The 13,016-nt window shown below is 63.6% G+C and carries 13 protein-coding genes; 2 read left to right on the forward strand and 11 right to left on the reverse strand.

Annotated features, from left to right (window positions below; translation table 11 throughout):
- Positions 1-223 precede the first annotated feature (223 nt).
- Positions 224-1,429: a hypothetical protein gene (locus tag R2834_06000; protein ID MEZ4699862.1), complete on the forward strand. Its 1,206-nt coding sequence runs from the start codon at positions 224-226 to the stop codon at positions 1,427-1,429.
- Positions 1,430-1,795: 366 nt separating this feature from the next.
- Here the strand turns inward: R2834_06000 and htpX are convergent, their stop codons facing one another.
- From htpX to R2834_06055, 11 genes are all read right to left on the reverse strand, one after another.
- Positions 1,796-2,632 (reverse strand): zinc metalloprotease HtpX, encoded by an 837-nt coding sequence (htpX, locus tag R2834_06005; protein ID MEZ4699863.1) that lies wholly within the window; start codon positions 2,630-2,632, stop codon positions 1,796-1,798.
- Between the two features lie 64 nt (positions 2,633-2,696).
- Positions 2,697-3,479: a CPBP family intramembrane glutamic endopeptidase gene (locus tag R2834_06010; protein MEZ4699864.1), complete on the reverse strand. Its 783-nt coding sequence runs from the start codon at positions 3,477-3,479 to the stop codon at positions 2,697-2,699.
- An 86-nt stretch (positions 3,480-3,565) separates the two neighbouring features.
- Complete coding sequence (locus R2834_06015; GenBank protein MEZ4699865.1) at positions 3,566-4,597, reverse strand: LysM peptidoglycan-binding domain-containing protein; 1,032 nt, start codon at positions 4,595-4,597, stop codon at positions 3,566-3,568.
- A 34-nt stretch (positions 4,598-4,631) separates the two neighbouring features.
- Positions 4,632-4,964: a tetratricopeptide repeat protein gene (locus R2834_06020; GenBank protein ID MEZ4699866.1), complete on the reverse strand. Its 333-nt coding sequence runs from the start codon at positions 4,962-4,964 to the stop codon at positions 4,632-4,634.
- 34 nt (positions 4,965-4,998) lie between these two features.
- Positions 4,999-5,796, reverse strand: coding sequence for a TPM domain-containing protein (locus tag R2834_06025; GenBank protein MEZ4699867.1), 798 nt, complete (start codon positions 5,794-5,796; stop codon positions 4,999-5,001).
- Between the two features lie 185 nt (positions 5,797-5,981).
- Complete coding sequence (locus R2834_06030) at positions 5,982-6,578, reverse strand: LemA family protein (GenBank protein ID MEZ4699868.1); 597 nt, start codon at positions 6,576-6,578, stop codon at positions 5,982-5,984.
- Between the two features lie 339 nt (positions 6,579-6,917).
- Complete coding sequence (locus R2834_06035; GenBank protein ID MEZ4699869.1) at positions 6,918-8,624, reverse strand: AarF/UbiB family protein; 1,707 nt, start codon at positions 8,622-8,624, stop codon at positions 6,918-6,920.
- An 86-nt stretch (positions 8,625-8,710) separates the two neighbouring features.
- Complete coding sequence (locus R2834_06040; protein ID MEZ4699870.1) at positions 8,711-9,250, reverse strand: DUF4252 domain-containing protein; 540 nt, start codon at positions 9,248-9,250, stop codon at positions 8,711-8,713.
- Positions 9,251-9,263: 13 nt separating this feature from the next.
- On the reverse strand, positions 9,264-9,824 hold the full coding sequence (locus R2834_06045; GenBank protein MEZ4699871.1) for a DUF4252 domain-containing protein: 561 nt from the start codon (positions 9,822-9,824) through the stop codon (positions 9,264-9,266).
- Between the two features lie 13 nt (positions 9,825-9,837).
- Positions 9,838-10,365: a zf-HC2 domain-containing protein gene (locus R2834_06050; GenBank protein MEZ4699872.1), complete on the reverse strand. Its 528-nt coding sequence runs from the start codon at positions 10,363-10,365 to the stop codon at positions 9,838-9,840.
- The gene (locus tag R2834_06055; GenBank protein MEZ4699873.1) at positions 10,352-10,873 is read right to left on the reverse strand and encodes a sigma-70 family RNA polymerase sigma factor; all 522 of its coding nucleotides are present in this window, start codon (positions 10,871-10,873) and stop codon (positions 10,352-10,354) included. The genes R2834_06050 and R2834_06055 overlap by 14 nt, the downstream gene beginning before the upstream one ends.
- Positions 10,874-11,351: 478 nt before the next feature.
- On the opposite strand from R2834_06055, the gene R2834_06060 reads away from it, so the two are divergent.
- Entirely contained in the window at positions 11,352-12,998 is a 1,647-nt protein-coding gene (locus R2834_06060; protein MEZ4699874.1) for a S41 family peptidase, read from the forward strand.
- Positions 12,999-13,016 lie beyond the last annotated feature (18 nt).

A 13,016-nucleotide genomic window follows, 5' to 3' on the forward strand; every position in this document is an offset into this window, starting at 1 on the left:
CGGCCAGGGGGATCATCGCAGGGTAGCCGCAGGAACAACAGAGATGTGCCTGGGAAAGTAACGGCATCGAAAGCGCGCCGCCAGCGCTTTCCGTGCAAAAGGATGGCGGACAAAACGCCTACACGACGTAGTAAGCCGGCGAGGAATCCGGCGGGAGATTTCTTACCTTTTGGCCTCGTTTTTGAGCTGCACACCCCATCATCACGACACGCACCCTGTAGGCATGCACATAGATCGTTTTCGATGTACCTACCTGGCGCCGGCGCTCCTCGCCGGCTTCCTGATCTCGGCCTGCTCGGGGCCGCAGACCCTCGCCCCGGCGGATCTACCCCGGGAGCCGGCCGGACCGACCTATTCGATGCTGGTGGCCAGCCCGGACGGCCTCCTGCGCGCCGCGATGCCTGCCGGGACGGTGGACCGGGTGGGGCCGGCCATGGAGGCCGTCGTCGCGCGATCCCTCGCCCCGTCGGGCGCCATGCTGGCTGTCGCGTTTACGCGGAACGACTCGACCTATCTCGCGGTCGTCACGCCCGGTCAGGGCGCTGCCCGGACGCTGCCGCTTGCCGCGAAACGACGCGAAGTCACGATGGCCTGGCGTCCGGATGAGGGCGCGCTGGTCGCAGGGTATTACACGCCCGACGGCGATGCGCCCGGCCCCGGGGGCATGGTCGTCGTCGAGACGGCCGGCATGACAATGCGCCCGTCCGGGTGTACGGCATCCCGAATCGTCTACGGATGGCCCACGGCCGATCGGATGTTGGTGGGCGACGGGAAATCGATCTACCTCGTGGAGGCGTCCGGCTGCGCCACCACGACCACGTTCTCCCTGCTCAAGAAGCATCAGGTGACGCCTTCGCCCACGGGCCGGCATGTCGCCTACATCTTTCGTGAGCTGGAATACAATCGGGAAAAACGCACCTACGAACCGGATTCTACGCTGATGATCGCCGAGCTCGACGGGTCGAACGAGCGTCCGGTCGCGGGCGAACGGTATCATCCCAGGAATCTCGCCTGGTCACCGGACGGGTCGAAACTCGCGTTCGACGTGACCTCGCAGACGGACCCGTCGATCCGGCATCTGGCCGTCTACGACCTCGCGGCCGGCGAAGCGACCTTCATCGTGCGCGCGACGGACACCGTGATGCCGAGCGAAACCCGCCCGCAATGGTCTCCGGACGGCCGGTATCTCGCGTACGACCGGACCTTCGTGCACGGCGAGCTCTACCAGAAGGGTGTCCGCTCGATGGACGACAACGCCGTGTACCAGGTGGCCGAGCAACCCCGCGCCGCCGGCAAGCTGGACCTCTGGGGCTGGGCCGGAAACCGCACCGTGCTGCGCACCGTGGACGGCCACTACCTGCTCGGCATCCCCGGTCAGCCCATACCCGAGCCCCTCGCGGTCGACGGAGCGCTGATTATGGTGTGGTGAAATTGAAAAATGAAAAGTAAGAAGTGCAAAATGAACCGCCAGGCGCCAGGGCAATTGCCTACTCGCCGTGGCCGTGAAAAGCGGAGGGGAGTTCGGGTTTTTTTTATACCGCAACACCCCCCATACCCCCATACCCCAGTCCGGGACATGCTCACGTTTGAAGAGCATGCGATTGCCCTGCGCTAGGAGCAGTCCAATTTTCATCTTACATGTTGACGTTACGCACGTTAATGACGTGATCTATCGATGCGGGATGCAAGTTGCAGGATGTTTACCAAAACCCCGTCCGTTTTATCGATCATCCTGCATCCCTGTATCCTGCATCACAAGACCTGAGGCTATCGTGCGTAAGATCAGTTACAGGGTTCAATCCTGAAATCCTGTACGCTCCAGTTCGAGGAGGCGTTCGATCCGTTCTTCCATCGGAGGGTGGGTGGCGAACAGTTTGCCGAGCCCGCCGAAGAATGGATTGACGATGAACATGTGCGCGGTGGCCTCGTTGCCGGCATGCATGGGGATGCGCTCCGCGCCCTGATGGAGCCGGGCGAGGGCGTTGGCCAGCGCGCGGGGGTTGCCGGCGATCTCGGCGCCGTCGTGATCGGCCACGAACTCCCGGGAACGCGAGATCGCCATCTGGATCATCATGGCGGCGATCGGTGCGAAGATCAGCATCAACAGGTTGACGATCGCATTCCGGTCGCGGTCTCCACCCCCGAAGAACAGCGCGAAGCGCGCCAGCATGGTAATGGCGGACGCGATGGTTGCGGCGATGGACGAGGTCAGGATATCCCTGTTTTTGACGTGCGCAAGCTCGTGGCCGATGACGCCCTCGAGCTCGGCGGGGCTCAGGAGCCGCACGATGCCGCTGGTGACGGCGACGGCGGCGTGCTCGGGGTTGCGGCCGGTGGCGAAGGCATTGGGCTGATCGGACGGGATCACGTATACCTTGGGCATGGGTAGGCCGGCTCGCTGGCGCAGCCGGTCGACCATCTCGAACAGTTCAGGCGCCTCTTTCGGACTGACCTCCGAGGCCTTGTACATCCGCAAAACGATCTTGTCGCTGAACCAGTAGCTGCCGAAATTCATGACGAGCGCCATGACAAAAGCGATGGTCATGCCCTGCGAGCCGCCGATGCCCCGGCCGATCAGGGCGAACAGCACGATCAAAAACGCCATCAGGGCGGCGGTGCGAACGGAGTTCATCATGTGTTGCGCGGTGGAATGAGGGTGAGTATGCCGTTATTGTACTGAGCGGGCCCGGCGGGGTTCAGCCGAGCAGGTGGGTCACGATCATCACATCGTAGAGCGCGTGGGTCCACGCGGCGACGCCAAAGCCGCGGGTCAGGTATAGAATATTGAGCGCCAGCCCGAATAAAAAGCGAAACGTGAACGAGGTCATCGTAAACGGATCGCCGAGCGGCCCGATGTAGTGCACGAAACTGAACAGAAGCGCACCGGACACCGCGGCCACCAGATAGGCCACGCTCTTGAACCCGAGCAGGGCATGCAGGAACAGGTATACGCCGCCTACGACGATGACGCGGAAGAGCAGTTCCTCATAGATCCCGGCGCCGATGGACAGGGCGATCTGGGTCCACAGATCCGGCACCGCGTCCTGGAGGATCATGTTCGGTGGCAGCAGCTGGGGGTCGAAGATGCGCCATACGATTTCGGACACGAGCATGGCCACGAGCACGGCGTACAGCGAGCTCTCGATGAGGATGCCGGCGAAATACCGGATGCGGATCGGGATCTTCTTCTGGCGTTCGTAGATCACGATGCCGAAGCCGATGACGAGGACGATGCCGGCGAGCAGGTGCAGGCTTTGCAGACCCATCGAGGCGAGGATCTCCTTCAGCCATACTTCGGAGCTGACCCGGATTTCCCCGGATCGTCCGCGATTCGCGCTGATGATCAGCACTTCGTAGAGGAGGATGAGCGGGAGCGCGCTCAAAAAACCGTAGGTGCCCGTTCGCGTCAGGCCCAGATAGGTGGTAGGCCGTTCCGGTTCCGGAGAGCGCGTGGTTCTGGTATCGTTCGGCGAAGCCATAGCGGCCGTTACGTACGCGTCGCGACGGAGATGCGAGATGTCGGCGACTTTTTAGAGAGAGGAGCGGAGCGTGGCCGGCGGGGGCGTCACTCGACGACCCGCACCTGCACGACATCGCGGCTGCCCACGGACAGCCCGAGTTCGCGCGCCACGGCGGAAGAGATATCCATGATAAAACGACCGTCGGCCGGGCCGCGATCGCTCACTTCGGCGAACGTGCTCATGCCCGTCGCCGGATTGGTCAACAACACGATCGATTCCATCGGAAGATCCGGATGGCTGACCGTGAAGCGCGTGGGGTCGTAGGGGCGGCCGCTGGTCAGGACGCGCCCGGCAAACGTATCCGGGTAGACATCCACCACGCCCTGCTCGAACACGGGTGGCAACGCCTGGTTCTTGCGAGCCGCTGCCGGCTGTCCCTGGGGAATCTTGAGCACCTGGTCGACGCGCAGCTGGCTGCCTTCCAGTCCGTTGGCCTGGCGTAATTCGCCCACGGTGATGTTGTTTTCCCGCGCGATGCTGAACATCGTGTCGCCGCGTCGGACGCGGTAGGTCTGGCTGCCGCCCTGGCTGCCCGATGAACGCGAAGGGGCTTCCGGCACCCAGATCGACTGGTAGGGCTCGAGCGGCGACCCGTCGCCGTCGTTGAGCGCAAAGATGGCGTACGCCGGCACGCCCATCGCGACGCCGATGCTGTAGTACGTGTCGCCGGGTTGTACCGTATACGTCCGCTTGCCGCGTCCGGGCGTGTAGGCGGCCGCGGCGGCGGTCGGCTCGGCCGGGCGCGAAGAGGACGTGCGCACGGTTATCGTGTTCTCCTCGGAGGGCGAGGGCGCCACGGGGTCGTTGGGGCGCGGACGGCGCGGCTCCTCGAGCACAGGTCGCGGGCCCGTGAGCGGCGTGCGCACCTTGAGCGACTGCCCCGAATAGATGGTATTGTTCTGCAGGCCGTTCATCGACCGCAACTCGTCGACCGACATCTCGTGCGCGCGGGCAATGCTGTACAGCGTATCTCCCTTTTTGACGGTGTACGACGTCGTCGGCGTTTGCGCGGTGGCGAACGAGACGGCGAAGATCAGGAAGAGGGAGCAGCCGATGAGGTGTCGGAGGAAACGCATGGCAACGGAAAGGGCGATGGAGTGGGGTGCGCGCTTACGGGTTGTCGTCGAAATCGACGCCCCGGGCGCGCATCAGCGCGTCTTGTAGCTCTGCACGTGCATGGAAGTCCCGAAGTTCCTCCGCCTTGCGAATTCCGCGGGTGTACACGGCGATGGCTTCCTCCGCACGGTGCAGCGACTCGAGCAGCTTGCCCAGATGGTAATACGTCCCCACATAGTCGGGGTGATGTTCCGCCAATCGGTTGAAGTACGCAAGCGCCTGTTCGTCGTCCCCCAGTTTACGAAACTCTGAGGCGATGGCAAAGAGGGTAAAGGTGTCGTTCGGATCTTCGCGCAAGAAACCGAGGAGCGAGTCGAGCCTGGACATGATTTTGCCTGATTTACGCGGTGGGCCGGCAGGGTCACCAGCTTCCGCCGGCGCCGCCGCCGCCGAAGCTGCCACCGCCGCCCCCGAATCCGCCGAAGCCGCCACCGCCGCCTCCAAAACCGCCGCCACCCCAGCCGCCGCCACCCCAGTTGCCGCCGCCACGCCGGCCCTGTCGCATGGCGTCGTCCAGGATCGATCCCCAGATGATGAGCGGCAGGTTGCCGTGGCGCCGGCTGCGATACCGCTTGCCGCCCCGTCCGCCGCCGGACGACCGGCTGATGACGATAATGAGGATGATGACGATCCAGAAAATGATGCCGAGGTAATCGACATCCGGGAGGGAGGATCGGGGCTCCGCCTCGAACTCGCCCTTCGCCGACAGGATCAGGGCGTCCGCTGCGCGCGAAAAGCCATCGTAATAGCGGCCGTCGCGAAACGCCGGCACGATGATGTTGCGCACGATGCGCCCGGCCACGGCATCGGGGATCGCGCCCTCGATGCCGTACCCTGTGGCGATAAAGATCTTTCGATCGTTCCTGGACGCGAGGATGACGACGCCGTTATCCTGGCCTTTCTGGCCCACACCCCAGCGCCGGCCCAGCTCGGTGGCATACTCGCCCGGGTCCGCCCCGCCGAGATCCGGCAGGGTGACGACCACGATCTGTGTCGACGTCGAATCCTCATACGCCGCCAGTTTCTGGCTCAGCAACCGCTCTTCGTTCGGCGACAGGAAATCCCCCCGGTCGGTGACCCACTGCCCGGTCGGCGCCAGCACATCGAAGCGCTGCGCCAGGGCGCGCGCCGGGCTCAAGAGCGCCAGTACGGCGAGCAAGAAGAACGGCGCCTTATATCGAGTGAACAACGGCAAGGATCGGGAAGAGGTGTGCGATCGGGGGCATTGTGCCCTGAGGGCGGTCACGGGTCATCGGTCACGGGGAACCCGCTCCAGGCAACGCGTTCGCCAATGACCAATGACCAATGACCAATGACCAATGACCAATGACCAATGACCAATGACTAAAACTGCACCGTAGGCGCGTTCTGGGCGCCCTGGTCGGCCTCGAATGCGGTCTTGCGGTCGAAGCCGAAGAGGCCGGCGATCATGTTGGTCGGAAACTGTCTCGCCGTGGTGTTATAGCTTTGTACGGCGTTGTTGTAGTCACGGCGAGCCGTATTGATGCGGTTTTCCGTGCCTTCCAGTTGCACCTGAAGGTCGCGGAAGGCTTCGGTGGCGCGCAGTTGCGGGTAGTTTTCGGACACCGCGAGCAGCCGGCCGAGCGCGCTTCCCAGCTGGGACTGGGCCTCCTGGAAGGCGCGGAGTTTGTCGGGATCGTTGAGGTCGTCCACGCTCAGGTTGATCTGCGTGGCGCGTGCCCGGGCGTTGGTGACGGACTCGAGCGTGCCCTGCTCGAATTCGGCCGCGCCCTTCACGGTATTGACCAGGTTCGGGATGAGGTCAGCGCGGCGCTGGTACTGGGTCTGAACATTGCCCCAGGCCGTCGCGACGCTTTCGTCGAGGGAGACGAGACTGTTGTAGGAGCCGCATCCCGCGCAACCGGCGAAGGCGACCAGCAGGATGATGATCAGTAAAGCAAGCGTGCCTTTGCTACGCATTGTTTTCCAATGGTTCAGTGAAAGAAGCAGGTTCGCATACGAGCAGGGGCAGGTCCGGTTTCGGTGGGTCGCCTCCCTGCCGCGCTATAATACGGACTTTCATCCTCGGATTACAGCCATCTGCCGGCCCGGCCAGGGCAATCGCATTTTCGCCTTGGCCGTGAGAAGCGGTTGGGAGTTTGGGTGCATGGGGGGCACTTTTTACCGCAAAACCTCCCACACCCCCATACTCCCAAACCGGGAGATGCACACGTTTGAAGAGCATGCGATTGCCCCGCCGGCCCGGCGCATGGGGCGTCTGATGCGGGACTCTGGCGCATGGCGGGAGGCCGCGGCCGGTCAGTCCCGCAGCCACTTCCGGGCGGAGAGGTACGTGCCGGCCATCAGCGCGGCGCAGGCGACGGCGATGCCGAGCCACGCGTACGTCCAGGCGGGGTCGCCGCCGGAGCGGGCGTTGAAGGCGAGCGCGCCGGCGCCGAGCGCCAGCATCCCGAACAGAAACTGGTGGCCGAGGGCATAGACCAGGTTGGTGGTTTGCCGCAGCCCCTTGATCCGCACCTCGAGTTCGCCCTGGTTGGCGCGCACCAGCAGCCGGTGCATTTCGTCGGGGATGGAGAGCGCGGTGCGCGCCACATCCCTGACCATGGCGCCGACGAAGGCGGTCCAGTCGCGGTCCTTGCCGAGGACGACTTCCTCCAGATAGGGCTGGATGATCGTCATCGGGTTCATGGAGGGATGCAGGTGGGTACAGAGCCCGAGCAGCAGCAACATGGTGCGTTCGAGGAGCATCCAGTCCTTGGGCACCTGGAAGGTGCTCGTCAGCTCGCGGATCGAGATATTCATGCGCCGCAGATCGGCGATCATTTCCATCTTCGATTCCAGCGCGTTTTCGGCGTTGATGTGGTCCAGGTGGAGCGCCTCGAGCGGGAGATCGGACAGAAACTGCTCGTGTACGTAGTCGATCAGCCGGCGCGCGGTCGCTTCGGCATCGCCATGCCCGTGCGCGATAAAGCCCATCTGCCGTAGCGCCCGGGTGATGCGTTCCGGGTCGCGGCTCAGGGCGCCGGAGAGGAACTCCGGAATGCCGGCTTTCATCTCCGGCGACAGCGTGGCCACGGCGCCAAAATCGAGAAAAACGACGCTCCCATCCGGCCGCACCAGGATGTTGCCGGGATGCGGATCCGCGTGGTAGATGCCGTCGGTGAAGATCATCTGGCAATACACGCGGACGATGTGTTCGGCGAGCGACGCGCGGTCGATGCCCAGCGCGTCCAGCGCGGCGAGGTGGGTGACCTTGACCCCCTCGATGAACTCGGTGGTGAGGATGCGCCGGCTCGACCGCTCGTGGACGACGGTGGGGAAGTGGGTCCGCGGATCGGCCGTGAAACAAGCGGCGATCTGCTCGATGTTGCGGGCCTCCTGCTCGAAGTCGAGCTCCTCCGCGATCATCGCTTCCAGCTGTTGGTACTGCGTGTCCAGCCCGCGGACGCGAAACACGGCGCTGATGAGGCCGAGCAGGTTGCGAATCGTGCGCAGGTCGATCTTCGCCATCGCCTCGATGTCGACATGCTGCACCTTCACGGCGACGAGCCGGCCGTCGGCGAGGCGGGCGCGGTGGACCTGCGCAAGCGAGGCGCTCGCGACCGGGTCCCGCTCGAATTCGGCGAAGAGCGCATCGGGGGTGTCCCCGAGTTCGAGCAGGATGCGCCGTTCAATTTCCTCGAACGGACGCGGCGGGATCTGGTCCTGCAGCCCTTCGAGGCCGGCGCGAAAATCTTCCGGCAGGAAGTTCGTGAGGATGCTGATCAGCTGCCCGACCTTGATGAACAGGCCCTTGTGGCGGACGATCATCTGCTCGACTCGCCGGGCATTGATCCGGTGCACCGCGGGCAGCCGCCGCTGCTTCCAGTCGGGGCTCCGGAACATGCCGGCGAGCTGGACGCCCAGGTAGCTCATCACGATGCGCAGCGCCGTGCCGTAGACGGCCAGCAGCCGAAAGCGCCGGGAATAGGCGCGGACGGGAGGAGGGTTCGAGGAGGTGAGCACGGCGTCGATGGCGGGTGGAACGTGGCCGCCGCGATGCGGCCGGCGGCGGTGCCCTGCGTTTTACGCGCCAGCGAACAAACGTTCGGTCAATATTCCAGATCGACGATTTCGGTCCCCTCGCCTTCGGCCTCCGCGATGGCGAGGTCGAGCAACGCGTTCAGGTGCCCCTGGACGCGCACCAGCACCAGCTCGGAGTCGGTGATGACGATCGTGTAGATGTCGCGGACGGAGCCGCGCCGCTCCCGGTAGAAGACCCAGGATACGTCGTCGTAATCGACCGTCTTGAGGGCAAGCTCCCATCCGTTATGGGAGAAGTGAGGCAATGCACGGGGATCGAGATCCCAAGCGTTGCCGGCGTGCTTGAAGGGGTAAACGGCGCCCTTCATCCGGCGCACGCCATTCAGCGCGCGACTGACCATCCGGGCATCGGTATCGTCCACGTGCCGGGTGATCCAGCTGGCGGTCTGGGCCATGCCGGGCCCCAGGGACAGCGACACGCCGGTGTCGAACCGGGTATCGGTTTCGTGTCCGATGTCGTCGCGGAGGGAGCGCATCTCGTTCAACTGGTAGCAGCCCGAAGTGGCCAGGGCCAGGAAGAGGACGGGTAGCAGGCGGTGCACGTTCATCGTGTGTCTGGCGTCAGTTGGAAAGATCGTCGAGCGGGGTCGTCGTGAATTTGCTTCCGATGCGCCCCATTTCACCGGGGTCGATGTCGCCGACGATGTTGATGAAGACCGTCTCGCCGGCCTCGGTGTCGAGCACGAGGAGCACCATGCCTTCGATGGCCTTCGGGTTTTGTTTGACATACATATCGACATACTGGCCGTAATCGCGCAGGTTGACGACGGTCTCCCAGCCGGCTTCGGAGAGCCGTTCGGCCAGCATGAGGGAGCGCCGCTCCATGCTTCGGAACTGGGAACGGCGGAGCGGATAGCCGCGCACCTGGATCGCCTGGAGCTTGAGCAGCAGGTCCGCCAGTTCGGGATCCTCTTCGCGGGACGCCTCGGCGACGAGTTTGAGCAAGGGCCCTTTGATGTTGACTTCGAGCGTCGGCGCCTCGCCGAACTGGTCGGCCAGGTCGGTGAAGTCGACATACCCCGCTACCTGGGCCAGGTCGTCCTGGCCGAGCGCCGGCCGGGCGGCGCCGGCGAGCGCGAGGCTCAACAGCAGCATGGGCAGACGGGTGTGAACAGCCTTCATAAACGTGTGGTGGTTACTCATGGGGTGTTTCTCGCAGCATGGGACCCATGGCGTTTTGCACGGACTCGCCCGTCTTTTTGCCTGTTTTACTGATGTAGCCCAGGGTCCATTTGACTTCGGCCAGGGCCTGTTCGACGCTGGGTTCGGGCACGGTCGAAGGGGGGCGGAGGCCGAGGCCGTCCGCGAAATACAGGAACGTGGCGAGCATGGCCACGCTGGCCAGCGCCAGGGCGGGTTGCCAGGCCGCGCGCAGGGGGAGCACGAACAGGTTCAACCCGTGGCGCAGCCGCTCGCGCCACCAGAGGCGGCGGGTGCGGGCGAGGATGGTGCGCGTCAGCTGGGGCGGCGCCGGCGGGGTGTCCGTGGCGTGGAGGGTCGTCTTGATGCGCTCCGCCAGGTCGAGCCGGGCAGACCACATCGCCCGGGCGTCCAGGGCGCGTTCCATCTCCGCCCGTTCTTCGGGAGGCAGCTCGTCGTCGAGGAAGGCTTCGAGCCGTTCATCGATCCAGGCGTCAGCCGGCAGGTCGTCAATGGGTTTCACGATGCATTACCTCCGTTAAGTGGTCGCGCAACATCTTGCGGGCGCGGTGCAGGTAGACTTTGACGGTCGTGAGCGGGAGTGCCAGCGTATCGGCGATCTCCTGGTAGCTCAGATCCTGCAGTTCGCGCAAGATGACCAGGCTTTTATACGGCTCGGACAACCGGTCCAGCGCCTGATCCAGCATGGCCCGAAAGTCGCTGCTCTCGGCATCCTTCGCCGGCCCCGGCGCGTCGCCTCGGGCGAGTTCGACCTGCTCGGAGTCGCCGGAAATGGTTTTTCGATACGAATTCCGGCGACGCAACGCATCGACGGATGCATTGCGCGTCACGCGCAGCAACCAGCCTATGGGCTGCCCCCCGTCTACCTCACCGCGATGATTCCAGAAGCGGATGAAGACCTCCTGCGTGACGTCTTCCGCCTCCTCGCGGTCGCCGAGGAAATGGTAGGCGAACCCGAAGACCCGATGCTGATACTGTAAAACGTGTTGCTCGAATTGTCGATGGGTCACGTGATGCCCCTGTGCACACTCGTGTTCGGTATTTCCGATCCGTTGCGGGGAGAGACGCGCGGGGTTCGGGAAAGGTTACAGGTTGTGGTTGGCGGGTTGCAGGTTGGCAGGTTACAGGTTGTCAGGTTGCAGGTTGGCAGGTTGCAGGTTGGCAGGTTGCAGGTTGTCAGGTTACTGGGTTGAAGATCGGGGCAGGTTACGGGTGCGCGCGTTTAAGGTTTGTGCGTGGCGGCTGACACCCAGAGGATACCCCGTTTTCGTACGAGCCGGCCAGTCCGCAACCTGTCCGCATGCACCCGCGTGCGCCAAAGGCGCATGCGCGAAATGCTGGAACCTTGCAACAAAATGCCGGCTCGGGCGAATGAATACCGTTCTGATTTTTATTACTTTAGCAAAACGGTCTGGTCCGCCCCGACGCACTTTTCACGCCCGACCGTTCCCAGCGGCACTTCGGACGCACCCTAGGACGATGCAACGCATGAAAAAAACCTACGTCATCCCCGGATTCATCCTGCTCGTCATCGGGCTGGTCCTTGGCATGAAGATCGAATCCGTGCTTTCGGATACGGACACGTACGAGCAGCTCCGCAAGCTCGAGAATGCGTTTCTGATCATCCAGCGTCAGTATGTCGACGAAGCGGATCCGAAGAAGCTCGTCGAGAGCGCGGTCAACAGCATGCTCGAAGACCTCGATCCGCACTCGATTTATATCAGCCCCGAAGAGATCGCCGATTTGCAGGAAAGCTACAAGGGCTCCTTCGGCGGCGTGGGCATTCTTTTCGAAATCATCCGCGACACGATCCGGGTGGTTTCCACGGTGACGGATGGCCCGAGCGAGACGGTGGGCGTGCTCGCCGGCGACCGGATCATCGCGATCGACGACACGAACGCGGTCGGGTTTTCGACGAACGAGGTCCAGAAACATCTCAAGGGCGATATCGGCACCCGCGTCAAGATGTCGGTCAAGCGCCCCGGATCGAAAGATCCGATCGACTTCACGGTCAAGCGCGGACGGATTCCGCTCACCACGATCGATGCCTCGTACATGATCGACGACGAGACGGGTTACGTGCGTATCGGCCGCTTCGCGATGACGACGTACAAGGAATTCCGCGAAAGCGTCGACCAGTTGCTCGGCGAAGGCATGAAGCGGCTCGTGATCGACCTGCGCTACAATGGCGGCGGGATCATGGAGGCGGCCGTCAAGATCGCCGATGAGATGATCGCGGACGGCAAGATCATCGTGTACACGAAGGGGCGCAACGCGCAGTACGATCAGGTGAAGCACTCGACCGCCGGCGGCGAGCTCGAAACCCAGCCGGTGATCGTCCTCGTCAACGAATATTCGGCTTCGGCGAGCGAAATCGTCGCCGGCGCGCTGCAGGATCATGACCGGGCCCTGATCGTCGGTCGCCGGACGTTCGGCAAGGGCCTCGTCCAGTCCCAGTTCGAGCTGCCGGACAAGAGCGTACTCCAGATGACCATCTCCCGGTACTACACGCCGTCGGGCCGGCTCATCCAGACGCCGTACGAAGGCGGCGATCTCGAATCGTACTACGAGAACAAATCGCTCAGCCACGTCACCACGTTCAGCCTCAACGACTACGTGGACAGCGTCCCCGATTCGCTCAAGTTCCGCACCACGCACAACCGGATCGTGTTCGGCGGCGGCGGCATCCTGCCGGACTATATCGTCCCGCTGGACACGCTCTCCTCGCCGGTCGCCGGCGCCATCATCGGTAACCAGCTGGATCAGCTCTTCGCCCGTGAGTGGTTCGAGACCCACGAACAGATGTATCGCGAGCAGTGGTCGGACAAACGCAGCGCGTTTATCAGCTCCTACGAAGTCGACGACGCCACGTGGGACGCCTTCTGGAAATACGCGGCGGACAAGGGCGTCACGCTGACGTCCGACGCCGGCCAGGTTTCCGAAGAGAAGAAGGTCTTTGCCCGTTCCGACGCCAACGAGCAGCGGCTTACGATCGAGACCCGCCTCAAGGCCCTCATCGCACGGCAGCTCTATGGCAGCGGGGTGTGGCATCCGATCGTGAACTCGATCGACCCGGAACTCACCGAAGCGCTCAAATTGTGGGATCGCTCCGCCGCGCTGGCCGCCAATAAATAACACGGCCGACTGTTGTAA

Source organism: Rhodothermales bacterium (genome assembly GCA_041391505.1).
Taxonomy (GTDB): domain Bacteria; phylum Bacteroidota; class Rhodothermia; order Rhodothermales; family JAHQVL01; genus JAWKNW01.

Bases quoted from the DNA above. Each gene is read 5' to 3' on its own strand.
- R2834_06015 (MEZ4699865.1), bottom strand. From the start codon at position 4,597: ATGCGTTTCCTCCGACACCTCATCGGCTGCTCCCTCTTCCTGATCTTC.
- R2834_06010 (MEZ4699864.1), bottom strand. From the start codon at position 3,479: ATGGCTTCGCCGAACGATACCAGAACCACGCGCTCTCCGGAACCGGAA.
- R2834_06040 (MEZ4699870.1), bottom strand. From the start codon at position 9,250: ATGAACGTGCACCGCCTGCTACCCGTCCTCTTCCTGGCCCTGGCCACT.
- htpX (MEZ4699863.1), bottom strand. From the start codon at position 2,632: ATGAACTCCGTTCGCACCGCCGCCCTGATGGCGTTTTTGATCGTGCTG.
- R2834_06060 (MEZ4699874.1), top strand. From the start codon at position 11,352: ATGAAAAAAACCTACGTCATCCCCGGATTCATCCTGCTCGTCATCGGG.
- R2834_06000 (MEZ4699862.1), top strand. From the start codon at position 224: ATGCACATAGATCGTTTTCGATGTACCTACCTGGCGCCGGCGCTCCTC.
- R2834_06045 (MEZ4699871.1), bottom strand. From the start codon at position 9,824: ATGAAGGCTGTTCACACCCGTCTGCCCATGCTGCTGTTGAGCCTCGCG.
- R2834_06030 (MEZ4699868.1), bottom strand. From the start codon at position 6,578: ATGCGTAGCAAAGGCACGCTTGCTTTACTGATCATCATCCTGCTGGTC.
- R2834_06020 (MEZ4699866.1), bottom strand. From the start codon at position 4,964: ATGTCCAGGCTCGACTCGCTCCTCGGTTTCTTGCGCGAAGATCCGAAC.